The sequence below is a fragment of the Verrucosispora sp. FIM060022 genome, from assembly GCF_003977705.1.
GTDB lineage: Bacteria > Actinomycetota > Actinomycetes > Mycobacteriales > Micromonosporaceae > Micromonospora > Micromonospora gifhornensis.
In genome coordinates, this window is record NZ_RQIV01000008.1 from 257,709 (window position 1) to 276,465 (window position 18,757).

At 70.3% G+C, this 18,757-nt stretch carries 13 protein-coding genes and 1 pseudogene; 10 read left to right on the plus strand and 4 right to left on the minus strand.

From position 1 onward, the window contains the following. Window positions 1-101: 101 nt before the first annotated feature. Entirely contained in the window at window positions 102-1,715 is a 1,614-nt protein-coding gene (locus EG812_RS21795) for a COG1361 family protein (protein WP_126712607.1), read from the minus strand. Between the two features lie 178 nt (window positions 1,716-1,893). Here EG812_RS21795 and EG812_RS21800 point away from each other — a divergent pair, with 178 nt between their 5' ends. Further along, window positions 1,894-2,538: a hypothetical protein gene (locus EG812_RS21800; protein ID WP_013732594.1), complete on the plus strand. Its 645-nt coding sequence runs from the start codon at window positions 1,894-1,896 to the stop codon at window positions 2,536-2,538. Between the two features lie 232 nt (window positions 2,539-2,770). Beyond that, window positions 2,771-3,664 carry a putative endonuclease domain-containing protein gene (locus tag EG812_RS21805; RefSeq protein ID WP_126712608.1) on the plus strand — a complete coding sequence of 298 codons (894 nt, stop codon included), beginning with the start codon at window positions 2,771-2,773 and terminating at the stop codon, window positions 3,662-3,664. Window positions 3,665-3,912: 248 nt separating this feature from the next. Here EG812_RS21805 and EG812_RS21810 read toward each other — a convergent pair whose 3' ends face one another. Then, the gene (locus EG812_RS21810; RefSeq protein ID WP_126712609.1) at window positions 3,913-4,293 is read right to left on the minus strand and encodes a cytidine/deoxycytidylate deaminase family protein; all 381 of its coding nucleotides are present in this window, start codon (window positions 4,291-4,293) and stop codon (window positions 3,913-3,915) included. Between the two features lie 382 nt (window positions 4,294-4,675). On the opposite strand from EG812_RS21810, the gene hrpA reads away from it, so the two are divergent. Further along, the gene (gene hrpA, locus EG812_RS21815; RefSeq protein WP_126712610.1) at window positions 4,676-8,734 is read left to right on the plus strand and encodes an ATP-dependent RNA helicase HrpA; all 4,059 of its coding nucleotides are present in this window, start codon (window positions 4,676-4,678) and stop codon (window positions 8,732-8,734) included. On the opposite strand, the gene EG812_RS21820 is transcribed toward hrpA, so the two are convergent. Continuing rightward, on the minus strand, window positions 8,701-10,047 hold the full coding sequence (locus tag EG812_RS21820; RefSeq protein WP_013732590.1) for an FAD-dependent oxidoreductase: 1,347 nt from the start codon (window positions 10,045-10,047) through the stop codon (window positions 8,701-8,703). The two genes, hrpA and EG812_RS21820, sit on opposite strands and share 34 nt — an antisense overlap. A 65-nt stretch (window positions 10,048-10,112) precedes the next feature. Further along, entirely contained in the window at window positions 10,113-11,051 is a 939-nt protein-coding gene (locus EG812_RS21825) for a LysR family transcriptional regulator (protein ID WP_043720212.1), read from the minus strand. Window positions 11,052-11,122: 71 nt separating this feature from the next. On the opposite strand from EG812_RS21825, the gene EG812_RS21830 reads away from it, so the two are divergent. From EG812_RS21830 to EG812_RS21860, 7 genes and pseudogenes are all read left to right on the plus strand, one after another. Then, entirely contained in the window at window positions 11,123-11,815 is a 693-nt protein-coding gene (locus tag EG812_RS21830) for a succinate dehydrogenase cytochrome b subunit (RefSeq protein WP_269764246.1), read from the plus strand. Window positions 11,816-11,817: 2 nt separating this feature from the next. After that, entirely contained in the window at window positions 11,818-13,755 is a 1,938-nt protein-coding gene (locus EG812_RS21835; RefSeq protein ID WP_013732587.1) for a fumarate reductase/succinate dehydrogenase flavoprotein subunit, read from the plus strand. Then, entirely contained in the window at window positions 13,752-14,510 is a 759-nt protein-coding gene (locus tag EG812_RS21840) for a succinate dehydrogenase/fumarate reductase iron-sulfur subunit (protein ID WP_013732586.1), read from the plus strand. Before EG812_RS21835 ends, EG812_RS21840 begins: the two co-directional genes overlap by 4 nt. A gap of 161 nt (window positions 14,511-14,671) precedes the next feature. Then, window positions 14,672-15,856 carry a zinc-dependent alcohol dehydrogenase gene (locus EG812_RS21845; RefSeq protein ID WP_013732585.1) on the plus strand — a complete coding sequence of 395 codons (1,185 nt, stop codon included), beginning with the start codon at window positions 14,672-14,674 and terminating at the stop codon, window positions 15,854-15,856. Between the two features lie 81 nt (window positions 15,857-15,937). Then, window positions 15,938-17,017, plus strand: a complete 1,080-nt coding sequence (locus tag EG812_RS21850) for a serine hydrolase (RefSeq protein ID WP_233579564.1) — start codon at window positions 15,938-15,940, stop codon at window positions 17,015-17,017. Window positions 17,018-17,068: 51 nt separating this feature from the next. Then, window positions 17,069-18,208 (plus strand): MBL fold metallo-hydrolase, encoded by a 1,140-nt coding sequence (locus EG812_RS21855; RefSeq protein WP_013732583.1) that lies wholly within the window; start codon window positions 17,069-17,071, stop codon window positions 18,206-18,208. A 269-nt stretch (window positions 18,209-18,477) separates the two neighbouring features. Continuing rightward, window positions 18,478-18,757, plus strand: a pseudogene (locus EG812_RS21860) (UDP-glucose 6-dehydrogenase); the annotation flags it as partial.

Consider the following 18,757-nt stretch of genomic DNA (forward strand, 5'->3'; position numbering starts at 1 on the left):
CCGGCGATCGCCGACGCAAACCTCTTGATCAACCGTGCGTCACCGATGCCGCAGGGGTGGGAGCGGAGGACCGGCCCACCCCTGCGGTCGACAGGCGTCGGTCAGTCGCGTGGGGCCTGGAATGCCAGGCGGCGACGACGGAACATCACGAAGAGGACCACGCCGAGCGCCACCACGGCGGCACCCACGCCGGCCACGGCGGCGGCCGGAGCGCCGGTCACCGGCAGGCCACCGCCGGAACCGCCGTCGCCGTCACCGGTGTCGATGACGATGCGGGCGGTGTTGTTCTCCGGCTTCGACTCGGTGGAGTACCCGGCACCGTCGACCACGATCGTGCCGTCCGTACCCGGCGTTGACTTGATCTTCAGCTGGACGGTCGCCTTGATCCGACCATAGCCGGACGCGGTGCTCGGGAACTCGCTCTCGAAGTTGCAGCGCAGCTTCTTCGACTCGGGCAGCGTCCCGCCCGGCTCGCCGTCGGTGTAGCACCACTCGGCGGGCAGCAGCACCGTGCCGCTCGGCGCGGTGATGAGCACGCCCGGGCCACCCCCGTCGGAGGGACCGTGGTTGACGACCTCGTAGGTGAGGTCGACCGTCTCACCCACGGCGCCCTTGACGGCCGGGGCGGTGACAGCGACGTCGATGGTGTTCTTCTTGCTCCAGAACCGGAAGTCCGCGTAGTTGTCCGACTCGTCGAGCTCCCACTTGGTGCTGGACTGGCGGGCGACCGTGGCATCCGCAGCCTTGACCTGCAGGGCCTTGACGGCGTCGGCGAAGGACGGGCCCGTACCCTTGCTGCCCGCGACCTTCTTCGCCGCTCGCGACTCCCCCGCCAGGGCGACGCTGACGAAACCGTAGTGCTCGCCGGGACCGGGCAGGTTGCGACCGAAGGTGATGTTGAAGACCGACTCGCCGGTCTCGTCGTCGAACAGCAGCAGCCCCTCACCCGGTTCGAGGGTCAGCGGCAGGACGCAGGTGACCTCGCTGGGTCCGTACACATAGGGCGCCCCGACATCGTCGGGGTAGTAGTCGGCGTACGTGCAGTCGCTGTAGCGCTCGACGAAGGTGGCGCCGGTGGTCAGGCTGACGGTGAACGTGAAGTCCGTGGCGGCAGTGTCGCCCTCGTTGAACACGCCACTGTAGAGCGGCACCGTGTCACCGGGGCCGACCCGGTCGGACTTGTCGTTGAGGTCCGCGGCGGCGGCCACCAGATCGGGCCCGGAAGCGACCACCGTGACCGGGAAGGTCGTGATGTCGTCGTCGGGATTCGCGTCGCCCTCCGTGCTGGCGATGGTCACCGTGACCGAGCCGGCATCGCCGGGCTTGGCACCCTGACGGCTGGCCAACGACACCGGGTAGAGGGTGTCGACCTGCCCAGCGACGAGCACGCCGACGTCGCAGGTGATCTTCTTGTCGGCGAGCTTGCAGTTGTCGACCCAGTCCGGCACGGTCGCGACGACCGCGTCGGAGAGCTTGCTCAGGTCGATGGTGACGGTCACCGCGTTCGCGTCCGCCTCGCCGTAGTTGTACACGTACATGCCGACGGTGGTGCCGCTGTTGTCGACCTCCGCGACCGGCTCTCGGGTGAACGAGACGGACAGGTCGGGAAGCGCGTCCGCGGCGTGTGCCACGGGGACGGGACCGAGAAGCGCCGTCGTCGCCAGCACCGCCGCGCCGACGGCAAGGCGGGGCCAACGGGCCGTAAGGGATGTCATGTGTGCTCCGAAAGAGGAATGAGGAAAGCCCGGACTGTAATCGATCTTCGAGCGGCGCGCTGTCCCGTCCGGCAGGGCTCGTACCGGCATCGGCCGGCCCGTTTTCTCCCCTGGGCGATGTCAGACCCGTCGATTAGAATGTACGTACTAATCGAGTTCCTGACCTGGGAGGATGCTCGTGACCGCGCCCATCTCCGCCCCCCTCACGCCGTACGCCACCCTCCTCGGCTTCACCCGCTACGTCGACCGCACCGGGCCGACCAAAGCCAGCTTCGTCGGCGGCCTGCGTCGACAGCGGGCCAGCCGCTCGGGTTTCAACCCGCACGGCCAGTTCGTCAAGGCGCTCAAGGCCGACATCGCCTTCCACACCGGCGGCACCCACCTGGCGCAGGTGGTCGACGTGGTCAAGCCCCGGTGGCGCCCCCTCTACCAGGCACTGGTGCCGGGCGCCACGGCCTGGCTGCACTCCCTGGGCGAGCCGCGCGAGGTGGACCTGGCCCAGACCCGTGACGCCCTCGCCCTGCTCGGCGACCTACCCGTCAAGATCAACCCCCATTTCGGCGTACGCCATTGCGACGGCCGCGCCGAAGCCGTCCGGCTGTACTTCGACGAGACCCCGCCCAGCGAGGAGGCCGCGCTCGCCACCCTGCACCTGATGGCCCGGCACATGGATGCCGTCCTGCCGCACGCCGAGCCGATCCTGGTCGACGTACGCCGGGGCGTAACCCACCGGATGCCCGAGAGCGCCAAGTCCGACGAGATCGAACGCTGGCTCGCCGGCGAAGCCGCCGCCTTCCGCGCCATCTGGTCCGCCGCCGCATAACCCCACCCACACCCCCGCCCCGCACCTCCCCGCCGCACCCCCGCTGCCCGCCCTCCTCCATGCCCGCCGCACCTCCGACGTGCAACTTCGGGGAAAATGCTGCCTCCACACGCGCCGAGGCGACTCTTTCCCCGAAGTTGCACCCACTGCGCCTTGTCGGCGTCGGCGTTGCGGGTCAGGGGTTATCCACAGGGGGTGTCGAGAGTGGGTTTACTCGTCCAGAGTGGATTTCATGGCCATATCCGCTCGGCGTCCGCCGCAGTTGCGCGGGCGCGTCTTCCGAGGGTCCCGTGCCGTGGCCCGGGGGTTGCTGACCCGGGGTGAGCTGCGCAGCAAGGCATGGCGGGCGATCTTCCGAGACGTGTACGCCGACGCTCAGCTCACGGTCTCGCACCGCACCCGTTGTCGGGCCGCGGCGCGGTGGTTGCTTCCACCCGGTGCGGCGATCGCCGGGCGCAGCGCCGCGGCACTGTTCGGTGCCGGAATCGTCGCTGACGCCGAGCCGCTCGACGTGCTGCTGCCCGCCGGGCAACGCTTCGGGCCGGTGGCCGGTCTCGCCGTGCACACAGCTGAGGTCGACCGGTTCGAGGTGCTGTCGCACGACGGGATGTCGGTCACCACACCGCTGCGGACCTGCTGGGATCTGGCCCAGTGGCTCGATCTGGAAGAAGCCGTGGTCGTGGTGGACCGACTGCTCAACCGTCGGCTGGTGCGCTGCGAACAGCTGCGGGACCTGGCGCACAACCGTCGCGGCGCCCGAGGCTGGAAACGCATGCTGCGGGTAGCGGAGCTGGCCGATGCCGGCGCGGAGTCGGCACAGGAGTCACGGCTTCGGGTGCGGATCGTGCTGGCCGGCGTCCCACAGCCGGTCACTCAGTTCGTAGTACAGCGAGACGGTCGATTCATCGCCCGAGTCGACCTCGCCTGGCCGCACCTGCGGATCGCGGTCGAATACGACGGCCTCTGGCACGACGACCCGGAGCAGTTGCACCGCGACCGCCGCCGTCTCAACCGCCTGCTCGGCGAGGACTGGATCGTCTTGCACGTGACAGCCCGACGCCTCCGCGAAGACTTCGACGGCTTCCTCACCGAACTCCGCCAAGCAATCCACACCCGCACCCGCTAACCCACCCGCCCCACCCCCCTGCTCCTGCACCGGCCCATCACCTCCCCGCCCGCCTCCACCGCCCTGCACCTGCGCGACCGCCCCGCACCCGCACCCGCACCTGCACCCGCACCCGCACCCGCAACTTCGGGGAAAATGCTGCCTCCGCACGCGCCGAGGCGACATCTTCCCCGAAGTTGCACACCACCTTGACTGCGGCGGGCAGGCGGCGGGGCCGGGTGGTGGGGTGCAGTGGGGTCGTCGGAAGGTCAGTGGGGGGTGGTTGGGGGGAGGTCGGTGATCGGTACGACCCGGGGGGTGTCGAGGGGGCCGATGATCACGCGCAGCGATGGGAAGAGGTCGCCCAGGAGTTGGCGGCAGGCGTCGCATGGGGTGACCAGGGACCGGCCGCGGTCGCCGACCGTGACGATGGTTTCCAGTTCGCCCACGCCCTGGGTCACTGCGGTACCGATCGCAACGACCTCGGGGCAGGCTCCGCCGGTCGCGTGCACCACGTTCACGGCGGAGACGACCCGACCATCGGCGGTACGGGCCGCCGTGGCGAGAGTGTGGGCTGCGCTGCGGCAGCGCAGCTTCGCCACCGCGCTGGCGGCCTGCACCAAGGCCCGATCGGTGTCACGCATCGTCATCGGCTTCCCCGTGTTCCGTCCCCCGCTCGACGCACAACGATAGACCGCCACCCCCGCCACCCCCGCCACCCCCGCCAGCCCCGCACCCCCGCACCCCCGTACCCCCGCACCCAACAGTGCACTGCGGTTGGTGGACGAGGCCGTGTCACGTCAGCGCCCTTTGCTCTGCTTCACCCCACGCACCGATTGGCGACGACATCCGTTGCGCCGGTTGAAGCAGAGCAAAGGGGTGCTGCGGTCTACCTGCCACCGCTCGGGCGGCCAGGTCCGGGGTCGATTGGGCCCGGGACGACCGACTCCGGGACGGCCAGGCTCGGGACGGTCAGGCGCGGGGGTAACCCGGAGGCGGGGCGGCGGCGGGCTGCCTATCCTTGGGCACGACATGCAGAATCCAGTCTCACCTGCCGCGACCGATCCGATCCGCGCGTTGCAGCGTCGCCTTCCCCCGTTGATGTTCCGTGACCAGCGTCAGCTGCGCCGGCGGCTGGACGGGGTACGCAGGCTGCGCGACCCGCAGCGGCGGGAGTCGGCGCTGGCTGAGATCGCGGCCGAGGTGGCTGCGGCGGAGGTGCGGCTGGAACGGCGCCGGGCCGCGCTGCCGAGGATCACTTATCCGGCGGCGCTGCCGGTCAGCGAGCGCAAGGACGATATCGCCGCCGCCATCCGGGATCACCAGGTGGTGATCGTGGCCGGTGAGACCGGGTCGGGGAAGACCACCCAGCTTCCGAAGATCTGCCTGGAGTTGGGGCGTGGGATCAGCGGGCTGATCGGGCACACGCAGCCTCGTCGGCTGGCTGCGCGTACGGTGGCTGATCGGATCGCCGAGGAGTTGGGCACCGAGCTGGGTGACGTGGTCGGTTACAAGGTGCGCTTCACCGACCAGGTCAGTGAGCAGAGCCTGGTCAAGTTGATGACCGACGGCATTCTGCTGGCCGAGTTGCAGAACGACCGGATGCTGCGCCAGTACGACACGCTGATCATCGACGAGGCGCACGAGCGCAGTCTCAACATCGATTTCATTCTGGGCTATCTCAAGCAGCTGCTTCCCCGTCGACCCGACCTCAAGGTGATCATCACCTCGGCGACGATCGAGACCGACCGGTTCGCCCGGCACTTCGCGGGGCCGCCGACCGAGGAGCATCCCGAGGGCGTACCGGCGCCGGTGGTCGAGGTGTCCGGGAGGACGTACCCGGTCGAGGTGCGCTACCGGCCGCTGGTCGAGGTGGCGGACACCGACGAGGAGGAGGCGGACGAGGAGAACGTCCGCGATCAGATCCAGGCCATCGGTGATGCGGTCGAGGAGCTGGCCGCTGAGGGGCCCGGTGACATCCTGGTCTTCCTCAGCGGGGAGCGGGAGATCCGGGACACCGCGGACGCGCTGGGCAAGCTGGTGCAGAACAAGCGGTCGCTGCTCGGCACCGAGATCCTGCCGCTGTACGCCCGGCTGAGCGTCGCCGAGCAGCACCGGGTCTTCGCCCCGCACAGCGGACGGCGGGTGGTGCTGGCGACGAATGTCGCGGAGACCTCGCTGACCGTGCCCGGCATCAAGTACGTGGTGGACCCGGGTACCGCCCGGATCTCCCGCTATTCGCAGCGGCTGAAGGTGCAGCGGCTGCCCATTGAGCCGGTCTCGCAGGCCAGCGCCAACCAGCGTAAGGGCCGCTGTGGGCGTACCTCGGACGGTATCTGCATCCGGCTCTACGACGAGCAGGACTTCCTGTCGCGGCCCGAGTTCACCGACCCGGAGATCCTGCGGACCAACCTGGCCTCGGTCATCCTGCAGATGACCGCCATCGGTCTGGGCGACATCGCCGCCTTCCCGTTCATCGACCCGCCGGATCGACGCAACATCGCCGACGGGGTCAACCTGCTGCACGAGTTGGGTGCCCTGGACCCGACCGAGACCGACCTGGATCGGCGACTCACCGCGCTCGGGCGGCGGCTGGCTCAACTGCCGGTCGATCCCCGGCTCGCGCGGATGGTGCTCGAAGGGGAGCGCAACGGCTGCGCCACCGAGGTGATGGTGATCGCCGCGGCGTTGTCGATCCAGGATCCGCGTGAGCGGCCGGCCGACAAGCAGGCACAGGCCGACCAGGCGCACGCCCGGTTCACCGACAAAGAGTCGGACTTCGTGGCGTTTCTGAACCTGTGGCGGTATCTGCGCGAGCAGCAGAAGGACCTGTCCTCCAGCGCGTTCCGCCGGATGTGCAAGGCCGAGTACCTCAACTACCTGCGGGTACGCGAGTGGCAGGACATCGTCAGCCAGTTGCGCCAGGTGCTGCGTACCGCCGATTCGGAGGGCCGGGGGCGCGGACGGCGAGGCGCCGACGACGACGCCCCGCGCGGAGGCGGGCGACGCCAGTCCGGCGCGGACCTGCCGGAGGAGATCGACACCCCGAAGGTGCACCAGTCGCTGCTGCCCGGCCTGCTGTCGCACGTCGGGCTCAAGGACGCCCAGAAGAACGAGTACCTGGGGGCCCGGGGGGCGAAGTTCGGGCTGTTCCCCGGCTCGGCGCTGTTCCGCAAGCCACCGCGCTGGGTGATGGCCGCCGAGTTGGTGGAGACCTCCCGGTTGTGGGGTCGGGTGAACGGGCGGATCGAACCCGAGTGGGTCGAACCGCTGGCCCAGCACCTGGTCAAACGCAGCTACAGCGAGCCGCACTGGGAGAAGAAGCAGGCGGCGGTGATGGCGTACGAGAAGGTGACGCTGTACGGCGTACCGCTCGTCACCTCTCGCAAGGTCAACTTCGGTCGGATCGATCCGGTGCTGAGCCGGGAGTTGTTCATCCGGCACGCGCTGGTCGAGGGCGACTGGTCCACCCACCACCAGTTCTGGCGGGACAACGAGCGACTGCGTACCGAGTTGGAGGAGCTGGAGAGCCGGGCCCGGCGGCGCGACATCCTGGTCGACGACGAGACGATCTTCCAGTTCTACGACGAGCGGATCCCCGCCGACGTGGTCTCCGGGCGGCACTTCGACACCTGGTGGAAGAAGACCCGCCGGGAGCAGCCCGACCTGCTCACCTTCACCCGTGAGCTGCTGGTCAACGCCGGCCGGGGCGGGGTGGACGAGGCGGACTTCCCCGACCGGTGGCGCACCGAGGGTGTCGAGCTGCCGTTGACGTACACCTTCGAGCCCGGGTCCCCGGCCGACGGGGTGACCGTCGACATCCCGCTGCCGCTGCTCAACCAGGTGCCGGCGGAGAGCTTCGACTGGCAGGTGCCGGGGCTGCGGGAGGAACTGGTCATCGCGTTGATCCGTTCGCTGCCCAAGCCGGTGCGGCGCAACTTCGTACCGGTGCCGGACTTCGCCCGCGCCGCGCTGACCGCGATCACCCCCGGCGAGGAGCCGCTGCTGGACGCGCTGACCCGGCAGCTGCGCCGGATGACCGGGGTGACCGTGCCCCGCGAGGCCTGGGATCTCGGCAAGCTGCCGGCACACCTGCGGGTCACCTTCCGGGTGCTCGGCGACGACGACAAGCCGGTCGCCGAGGGCAAGGATCTGCCGGCCCTGCAACGCCAGCTCAAGGCCGAGGTACGCCAGGTGGTGGCCGCCGCCGCGCCGGACGTGGCGCGTACCGGGCTGACCGGCTGGGAGATCGGCACCCTGCCGCGCACCATCGAGCAGATCCGGGCGGGGTACGCGGTGACCGCGTACCCGGCGCTGGTGGACGAGGGCGCCACGGTCGGGGTACGGGTCTTCGACTCGTCGGGCGAGCAGGAGGCCGCGCACTGGGCGGGTACCCGTCGGCTGCTGCGGCTGACCGTGCCGTCACCGGCCAAGTTCCTCCAGGGCCGGCTCTCCAACGAGGCGAAGCTGGCGTTGTCGCGCAATCCGCACGGCGGGGTGCAGGCGCTGATCGAGGACGCCACCGGCGCGGCGATCGACAAGCTGATCGGCGACGCCGGCGGCCCGGTCTGGGACGCCGAGGGTTTCACCGCGCTGCGGGACAAGGTTCGCGCCGATCTGGTGGACACCGTGGTGGAGGTGATGGAGCGGGTCCGGGCGGTGCTCGCCGCCGCGTACGCGGTGCAGCAGCGGCTCGGCGCGACGAGGAACCTGGCCGTGGTGGCCGCCCTGGCCGACATCCGTAACCAGCTCACCGGGCTGGTGCACGCCGGTTTCATCACCGAGGTCGGCTACGCCCGGCTGTCCGATCTGCTGCGCTACCTGACCGCCATCGAGCGGCGGCTGGACCGGCTGCCCGGCAATCCGCCCCGGGACAAGCAGTTGCAGGACCGGATCGCGGTGGTCCAGCGGGAGTACGACGAGATGCTCGCCGCACTCCCGCCGGCCCGACGTGACTCCGTCGCCGTACGGCAGATCCGCTGGATGATCGAGGAACTGCGGGTGAGCGTCTTCGCCCAGGCCCTCGGCACTCCGTACCCGATCTCGGAGCAACGCATCTACCGGGCCATGGACGACGCCGAAGGGCGCTGACGTGCGCCGAGGAGTACCCGGAGCATCACCCCCGGGCCGAGCAACCGGGCCGGCGGATCGATCAGGTTTATCACCCGCAGGAAGGCGGCGCCGAGCGCCACGTCGTGCGCGGCCGCCGCGTGCAGTCGGGCCAGGTAGGCGTTGACGAACCGGACCTTGCGGGTACGGTGCCCGGTGACTCCCGGAAAGCGCAGGTCGGTGCCGACGGCGATGGACCAGGGCGCGTCGATCACACGCGCCGCCCGCCGGAAGAAGCGCCGGGCCAGCCGGTGACGCCCGCCGCGGGCGAGTAGCCGGCGTAGCAGCAACGCCTGTACGGCGGCGACGGTGATGCCCTGCCCGTAGACCGGGTTGAGGCTGCACAGCGCGTCGGCGAAGACCAGGTGGCCGTCCGGGAAGCGGGGCAGCCGTTCGTAGCGACGTCGGACGCTGGCCGGGAAGCGCATCAGCACCGGCTCGTCCAGCGGTTGGGCGTGCCGGACCAGTTCGCCGACCTGCGGGGCGGCCAGTGAGGTCGCGTACCTGACGAATCCGGCCTCGTCGACCGGGGGTTCCTCGCCCAGGATGCCCGCCATGGTGACCGCGAACCGCCCACCCTCCTGCGGTGCGACGACGCCGTAGCGGGGACAGCCCGGCATCGCGTTGGACAGGACGCCGAGCTTGTCCTCCAGTTGGCCGGCCTCGCGCCGGTATCGGCGGGTCACGTAGGTGACCCCGACCTCGACCCGTTCCTGTTCCACCGTCGGGTAGCCGAGCTCGGTCAGCCAGATCGGGCTGCGGCTGGCCCGGCCACCGGCGTCGACCACGAGATCGGCGGTCAGGGTCGACGGTCGGCCGTCGCGCGGAGCGAGTCGTACTCCGGTGACCCGGCGGTGGTCGTCGGTCGCGAGCAGGCCGGTCACCTCGCAGTCGGGCACCACGGTCACCCCGGGAAGCGCGACGGTGCGCTGCCTGACCACCTGTTCGAGCAACGGTCGGCTCATGCCGAAGGCGGTCAGGTCGGAGCGGGCCGGCAGCATCCGGTGCCCGTCGTTGTACCAGTGCACCTGACCGTGCAGGTCGACCGGAGTGGCGCCGAGGCGGTACAGCTCGGCGCCGAGTTCGGGGAAGAGACTCTCCAGGGCTTGGCGGCCCCGGTCGAGCAGGACGTGGACGTGACGGCCCTGCGGTACGCCCCGGCGGTGCACCGGCTCGTCCGGCGGGGTGTCCCGGTCCAGCAGGATCACCTCGGCGAAGCTCTCCGCCAACGCCCGGGCGGCGAGCAGTCCGCCCAGACTGGCTCCGATGACGACGGCGCGACCGGAGGCTGCCATGCGGGGCAGCCTATGCGCGCGCCACGACCCCTGGCTGCTTCGATCGTGCTCGATGCCGTGCGGTCTCAGGTCAGCGGCTCGACCCCGGGCGGAAGCTCGTCGTCGGCGGTGGCGGTGTGCACGTAGTCGAGCAGGATGCGGCGCAGTTCGCGGCCGGCGTGGGTGGGCACCACGTCGCGGCGGCGGGCCACCGCGATCGTGCGGCGTACCCCGGGCGGGGCCAGTCGGGTGACCCGGATGCCGGGCCGGCGGGCCACCACGATGCCGGGGACCAGGGCGATGCCCAGGCCGGCCTCGACGAAGCTGAGCACCGCGTCCATCTCGCCGCCGTCGACCGACAGGGTCGGTTCGAAGCCGGCGGCCCGGCATGCCTGCAGGGTGGCGTCGCGCAGGTCGTAGCCCTCGCGGAACATCACCAACGGCTGGTCGCGCAGGTCGGTGATCTGCAGGTCGGCTCCGGGGTACGCGGTCGGCAGCGGATCGACCGAGGCGACCACCAGGCTCTCGGTCAGGATCGGATCGGCGCGCAGCCCCGGGTCGATGCCCTGCGCCGGCATGATGATCAAGGCTAGGTCGAGGTCGCCGCGGAGCAGGTGGCGGACCAGGTCCTGTGAGCCGCCCTCCTCCACCCGCAGGTCGACGGTGGGGTGGACGTCGCGGAAGCGGCGCAGCACCGGCGGCGCGAGGGAGGTGGCCAGGCTCGGGGTGGCACCGAGGCGGACCCGCCCGCGCCGCAGACCGACCAGTTCCTGCACCTCGCGGGTGGCGGTCTCCACGTCGGCGAGGATCCGCTTGGCCAGGGGCAGCAGCACCTCACCGGCCGCGGTCAGGGTGATGTTGCCCCTTACCCGCTCGAACAACGGGGCGCCGAGGGTGTCCTCCAAGGCGTGAATTTGCTTACTCAGCGACGGCTGGGTTATCCCGACGACATCGGCCGCCTGGGTGAAATGTCGTACTTCGGCTACTGCAATGAAGTACTTGAGCTGATGGAGCTGCATCTGGATAGCCTATGGCTATCCAGACTGCGGTGTCGATGCATTGGACGACTGATCGAAGTGCTCCTAGCGTCGGGCACGTGGTAGTCACGACTCGAACTCGGTCGCCCATCCGCTCCAACGTCGGCCTCAAGGCCGTCATGGCGGTGACGGGCATCTTCCTGGTGTTCTTCCTCATCGCACACATGCTGGGCAACCTGAAGGTCTTCTCGGGCGACTCCTCGTTCAACGGGTACGCGCACTGGCTGCGCGAGGTCGGCAAGCCGCTGCTGCCGGGCGTCTGGTTCCTCTGGTTCATGCGCATCGGCCTCGTCGTCGCGGCCGTCGGGCACATCTGGGCCGCCACCGTGCTGGCCCTGCGCGCCCGTGCCGCCCGCCCGGTGCGCTACGCCCACCGCAAGAAGGTCCAGGGCAGCTACGCCGCCCGCACCATGCGCTGGGGCGGCGTGATCATCCTGTTCTTCGTGATCTATCACCTGCTCGACCTGACCACCGGGCACCTGAACCCGGTCGGCGACCCGTCCCGGCCGTACGCCAACGTCGTCGCCACCTTCGCGCCGCAACGGTGGTACGTCACGCTCTTCTACACCCTGGCGGTGGTCACGCTCGGCTTCCACCTGCGCCACGGTGTCTTCAGCGCACTGCGCAGCCTGGGCCAGCAGACCCCGCGCGGCGAGCAGCGGGCCAAGGCGGTGGCGCTGGTTTTCTCCGCCGCGCTCGTCGCCGGCTACCTCGTGGTCCCGTTCGCCGTACTCACCGGATTGGTGTCCTGACCATGGATCTGTACATCGAGGGCGACCCGGTCGCCGACACCCGGGCCCCCGACGGCCCGATCGAGAGCCGCTGGGAACGCCGCCGGTTCGAGGCCAAGCTGGTCAACCCGGCCAACCGACGCAAGATGACGGTGATCGTGGTCGGCACCGGCCTGGCCGGCGGCTCGGCCGCGGCCACGCTGGCCGAGCAGGGCTACCAGGTCAAGTCGTACTGCTACCAGGACAGCCCGCGCCGGGCACACTCGATCGCCGCGCAGGGCGGCATCAACGCCGCCAAGAACTACCGCAACGACGGCGACTCGGTGCACCGCCTCTTCTACGACACCGTCAAGGGTGGCGACTTCCGCTCCCGCGAGTCCAACGTGCACCGGCTGGCCGAGGTCTCGGTCAACATCATCGACCAGTGCGTCGCCCAGGGTGTGCCGTTCGCCCGCGAGTACGGCGGCCTGCTCGACACCCGCTCGTTCGGTGGCGCCCAGGTGCAGCGCACCTTCTACGCCCGGGGCCAGACGGGCCAGCAGCTGCTGCTCGGGGCGTACCAGGCGCTGGAGCGGCAGATCGGCCTGGGCAACGTGGAGATGAACGCCCGGCACGAGATGCTGGAGCTGATCGTCGTCGACGGCAAGGCCCGGGGCATCGTGGTCCGGGACCTGGTCACCGGTGAGATCACCAGCGAGTTCGCCGACGCGGTGGTGCTCGCCTCCGGCGGCTACGGCAACGTGTTCTACCTGTCGACGAACGCCAAGGGCTGCAACGTCACCGCCACCTGGCGGGCCCACCGCAAGGGCGCGTACTTCGCCAACCCCTGCTACACCCAGATCCACCCGACCTGCATCCCGGTCTCCGGCGACCACCAGTCGAAGCTGACCCTGATGAGCGAGTCGCTGCGCAACGACGGCCGGGTGTGGGTGCCCAAGGCCAAGGGCGACGACCGGGCCCCCCGCGACATCCCCGAGGACGAGCGGGACTACTACCTGGAGCGGATCTACCCGTCCTTCGGCAACCTGGTGCCCCGGGACATCGCCTCCCGGGCCGCGAAGAACGTCTGCGACGAGGGCCGAGGGGTGGGCCCGACCAAGCTCGGCGTCTACCTGGACTTCGCCGACGCCATCGACCGGCTCGGCCGCAAGGCCATCGAGGCCAAGTACGGCAACCTGTTCGAGATGTACGAGCGGATCACCGGCGAGGACCCGTACGAGGTCCCGATGCGGATCTACCCGGCCGTGCACTACACGATGGGTGGCCTCTGGGTCGACTACGACCTGCAGTCCACCATCCCCGGCCTGTTCGTGATCGGCGAGGCGAACTTCTCCGACCACGGCGCGAACCGGCTCGGCGCCTCGGCGCTGATGCAGGGGTTGGCCGACGGCTACTTCGTCCTGCCCAACACGATCGCCAACTACCTGGCCGCCGGCCCGTTCGAGAAGATCGACGGCAGCCACCCGGCCGCGATCGAGGCCCGCCGCAACGTGGAGGATCGCCTGCAGCGGCTGCTCGCCGTCAACGGCGACCGCACGGTGGACTCGTTCCACCGGGAACTCGGCCAGATCATGTGGGAACACTGCGGCATGGAGCGGTCCGAGGCCGGGCTGCGCAAGGCGATCGACGAGATCCGCGCGCTGCGCGAGGAGTTCTGGCAGCGGGTCCGCATCGTCGGTGACGCCGACGGGCTCAACCAGTCGTTGGAGAAGGCCGGCCGGGTGGCCGACTTCTTCGAGCTGGCCGAGCTGATGTGCATCGACGCCCTGCACCGGGAGGAGTCCTGCGGCGGCCACTTCCGGGCCGAGCACCAGACCCCCGACGGCGAGGCGCAGCGCGACGACGACAACTTCGCCTACGTCGCCGCCTGGGAGTTCACCGCCACCGGTGAGCCCTCGGTGCTGCACAAGGAAGACCTGAAGTTCGAATACGTCCACCCCACGCAGCGGAGCTACAAGTGAACCTGACCCTGCGCATCTGGCGCCAATCCGGCCCCGCGGACAAGGGTCGGATGGTGACCTACCAGGTCGAGGACGTCTCCCCGGACATGTCGTTCCTGGAGATGCTCGACGTGCTCAACGAGCGGCTCATCCTCGCCGGCGAGGAACCGGTCGCCTTCGACCACGACTGCCGTGAGGGCATCTGCGGCATGTGCGGTCTGATGATCAACGGCAACGCACACGGGCCGCAGCGCGGCACCACCGCCTGCCAGCTGCACATGCGACAGTTCAAAGACGGCGACACCATCGACATCGAGCCGTGGCGGGCCCGCGCCTTCCCGGTCATCAAGGACCTGGTGGTCAACCGCAACGCGTTCGACAAGATCATCGCGGCTGGTGGGTACATCACCGCGCCGACCGGCAGCGCGCCGGAGGCGCACTCGGTGCCGGTGGCCAAGGCCAACGCCGACGCCGCCTTCGAGTCGGCCGCCTGCATCGGCTGCGGCGCCTGCGTGGCGGCCTGCCCGAACGGCTCCGGCATGCTGTTCACCGCCGCCAAGGTCACCCAGCTGGGCCTGCTGCCCCAGGGCCAGCCGGAGCGGTACACCCGGGTCATCGGCATGCTCGACGCCCACGACGAGGCCGGCTTCGGTGGCTGCACCAACGCCGGCGAGTGCACCGCCGTCTGCCCCAAGGGCATCCCGCTGACCACCATCGGCCGCCTCAACCGCGACTACCTCGCCGCCACCACCACCAAACGCCCCGACACCCCCTAACTCCGCACCCCCACCCCACCCTTTCGATGTTGATCAAGAGGTTTGCGTCGGCGATCGCCGGAATCCTGACGCAAACCTCTTGATCAACGTGCACAGAGGGGTTGGTTGAAGGGCGCCTTGTCGGGTAGCAGGCCAGCTACATCGACGACTAGGAGGCGGGTATGCGGGCGTTGACGTGGCAGGGCAAGCGGGACGTACGGGTCGAAGAGGTGCCGGACCCGCGGATCGAGGAGCCGACCGACGCGATCGTACGGATCACCTCCACCGCGATCTGCGGGTCGGACCTGCATCTGTACGAGGTTCTCGGGCCGTACCTCAAGCCGGGCGATGTGCTCGGGCACGAGCCGATGGGGATCGTCGAGGAGGTCGGCGCGGGGGTGACCCGGCTCAAGCCCGGCGACCGGGTGGTGGTGCCGTTCAACATCGCCTGCGGCTCCTGCTGGATGTGCTCCCGCCAGTTGTACGCGCAGTGCGAGACCACCCAGGTCACCTCCGAGGGCAAGGGCGCGGCCCTGTTCGGCTACACCTCCCTGTACGGCTCGGTGCCCGGCGGTCAGGCCGAGTACCTGCGGGTGCCGCACGCCGAGTTCGGGCCGATCAAGGTACCGGAGACCGGTCCGGACGAGCAGTGGCTCTACCTCTCCGACATCCTGCCGACGGCCTGGCAGGCGGTGAAGTACGCCGACACCCCGCGCGGCGGCACCCTGGCCGTCTTCGGCCTCGGCCCGGTGGGTCAGTTCTGCGCCCGGGTCGGTCGGCACCTCGGCGCGGAACGGGTGATCGGCCTCGACGTGGTGCCGGAGCGGCTGGAGATGGCTCGCCGGCACGGCGTCGAGGTCCTCGACGTCAGCCAGATCGACGACGTGCCCGGCACGTTGATCGACCTGGTGGACGGGCGTGGACCGGACGCGGTGATCGACGCGGTCGGCATGGAGGCGCACGGCGCGCCACTGGGCAAGATCGCTCAGACCGCCGCCGGGCTGCTCCCCGACAAGCTGGCCGGGCAGATGATCGACAAGGCCGGGGTGGACCGGCTCGTCGTGCTCAAGGCCGCGTTGAAGGCCGTACGGCGCGGCGGCACCGTCTCCATCTCCGGCGTGTACGGCGGCGAGGTCGATCCGCTGCCGCTGATGGAGATGTTCGACCGGGGCATCCAGATGCGGATGGGCCAGTGTCACGTCCGCCGCTGGACCGACGAGATCATCCCGCTGCTCGCCGACGACAGCGACCCGCTCGGCGTGACGGACCTGCGTACCCACCGGATGCCGCTGGCGCAGGCCCCGCAGGCGTACGAGATGTTCCAGCGCAAGGAGGACGGCTGCGTCAAGGTCGTGCTCGCCCCGTGAGCGCATCGACGGGCACACACGCGTCGATGCGTCGGCCTAAGGTGTCCCGAGGACACGATCGGGCACCGACGGGAGAGACGATTGACCATCCGAGTGAACCGCAGGACCGCGCTCGGCCTGGGCACCGTGGCCACGGCCGGCACCGTGTTCGGCCCCAGCGTGCCGGCCGCCGCTGAGCCTGGCCCGGCCGCGACGACCTCCGCAGAGCCGGGCCAGGCTGGGACGACCGCCGCGCAGCCGGGCCCGGCCGGGGGCACCGGCAGCGCCGAGCGCAGGAGTGCCGTGGCGCGCGTCGCTGCCGCGTACCGGCGGGAGACCGGCCGGGCCGGTGGGAACTGGCAGGCGTACGTCAGCCTCACCAGCCCGACCGGCGGTGACCCGCTGGTCGCGGTGACCGAGTCGGCGGACCGCCGGATCGAGGCGTACAGCGTCAACAAGATCGCTGTGGCGGTCGCCGTGCTGGACAAGGTCGACCGGGGTCTGCTCACCCTCGACCAGCGGGTCGAGGTGAGCGCCGCCATCGTGGTGCCCGGCGGCGATGGCATCTTCAGCCTCGACGGTGCCTACCCCAGCCAGGTGACCCTGGGACACGTGCTGGCCAACCTGCTGACCGTCTCCGACGACACCGCGGTACGGCTCTGCGGGCTGGTCTGCCCGGCCGCCGAGCTCAACCAGATCCTGCAGGCCAAGGGCTTCCCCAACACCCAGGTGCAGCCGGTGGCCAACCCGAACCGGTTCTTCCTCGGCACCAGCACCCCCCGGGAAACCCACAACCTGCTCCGGGCCCTGGTCGGCGGCACCCTGCTCACACCGTCCTCGACCGATGTCGTGTTGCGGCTGCTGCGCGCACCGGTGGCGTTCACCGACGGCATCCGTCGCGAGATGTCCTCGGCGCAGCGGGCCCGCATCGCCACCAAGGCGGGCTGGTTCGCCGACGCCCGGCACGAGGCAGGGGTGATCTTCGACGCCGCCGGGGCGCCGGTGCTGACGTACGCGCTCTTCGCCGACGGCCAGCCGGGCGCGGACGACTACGGCGCCACCCACCCCGCCGTGGCGGCCCGGGCCAGGCTGGGGCGGCGGTTCCTGGACGCCACCGACCGGGTCGGCGGCAGCGGGACCCGACACCGCGCCCACCCGCACCGACCCAGCAACGGCGGCTGACCTAGCCGACGGCGGTTAACGTGGACTCCGGGCCGCGACGGAGGGGGAACCATGCGTGCGTCGAAGAAGGTGACCGGGCGACGGATCAGCGGCTCGATGGCGGGGCTCGCGGCCCTGGCCGGGTTGGCCGGTCTGGCCTGGGCGGCCCGGGACGTCCCGGCCGCGCTCGGTGGTCGGCTCGCCGGGGCCCGGGCGGACCGGGCGGCCCGGTCGCCGCAGTTCCGCGACGGCGTCTTCCACAACCGACCGGGCACCCCGATCACCGCCCCGGCCCCGGACCGCAACCTGCTCCGAGAGTTGCTCTTCGGTAAGCAGAAACGCCGTCCGAGCGCTCCGGTGCCGCTGGTCCGCCCGGTCGCGGCGACACCGGTCGACCCGGCCCGCGAACTGAACGTCATCTGGTACGGCCACGCCACCACGCTTGTCGAGATCGAGGGACGGCGGGTGCTGCTCGACCCGGTGTGGAGCGAGCGGTGCTCACCGTCGGCCACGCTCGGCCCGCGCCGGCTGCACGAGCCGCCGGTACGCCTCGACGAACTGCCCCACCTCGACGCCATCCTGATCTCCCACGACCACTACGACCACCTCGACATGGCCACGGTCCGGGAGTTGACGGCCCGGCAGTCGGCGCCGTTCCTGGTGCCGCTGGGCGTCGGCGCTCACCTCGACCGGTGGGGCGTGCCGGCCGACCGGATCATCGAACTGGACTGGACGCAGACCCACCGGGTGGCCGAACTGGAGATCACCTGCGCCGCCGCCCAGCACTTCTCGGGGCGCGGGCTGCGCCGCAACGGCACCCTCTGGAGTTCCTGGGTGGTGGCCGGGCGGCAGCGCCGCGTCTACTACACCGGAGACTCCGGCTACTTCGCCGGCTACGCCGAGATCGGCGCGGCGTACGGCCCGTTCGACGTGACGCTCATCCAGATCGGCGCGTACGACCACGCCTGGGCGAGCATCCACATGTTCCCGGAGGAGGCGGTCGCCGCCCACGTCGACCTGCGCGGCGGACTGCTCGTACCGGTGCACTGGGCGACCTTCAACCTGGCGCTGCACGACTGGTCGGAGCCGGTGGACCGGCTCTGGGCCGAGGCCAAGGCGCGCGACGTCCGGCTGGCCGTGCCGCGCCCGGGTGAGCGGGTGACGGTCGACGACCCGCCCTCGGTCGACGGCTGGTGGCAGGCGATCGCCTGAGACGTCGGCCCGCGTCGATCAACACGCACTGACCGCGCCGGGTCCCCGGGCCAGGGAATGGCGGGAAGGCCTGATCCGTGGGTTACGCCGTCCGGCGTGATCGTTCAGCGAACGCGGCTGCGTCTAGCACAAGGCTGTTCAGGTACGACCAGGCCACCGGGTACGCAAGGATGAAATTGAATATGCCAAATAATCTTAGATTTTGCAGATATAAGTAAGTCGCGGCGCCGCCGTGCACCGAATCGCTTTCGCATTTGTTGGAGATGCAGATGTCGACGATGACCACTGCTCCACGCCCTCGGGTGACCTTCCTCGGCACCGGTTATCTCGGCGCGACGTACGCCATCTGCTACGCCGAACTCGGCTACGAGGTGCTCGGGTACGACGTCGACGTCACCAAGCTCGCCAAGCTGAACGCCGGTGAGGTGCCGATCCACGAGCCCGGCCTCGACGAACTGCTACGGCGCAACCTCGCCGCCGGCCGGCTGCGGTTCAGCACCGACATCGCCGAGACCGCCGACTTCGGTGACGTGCACTTCATCTGCGTGG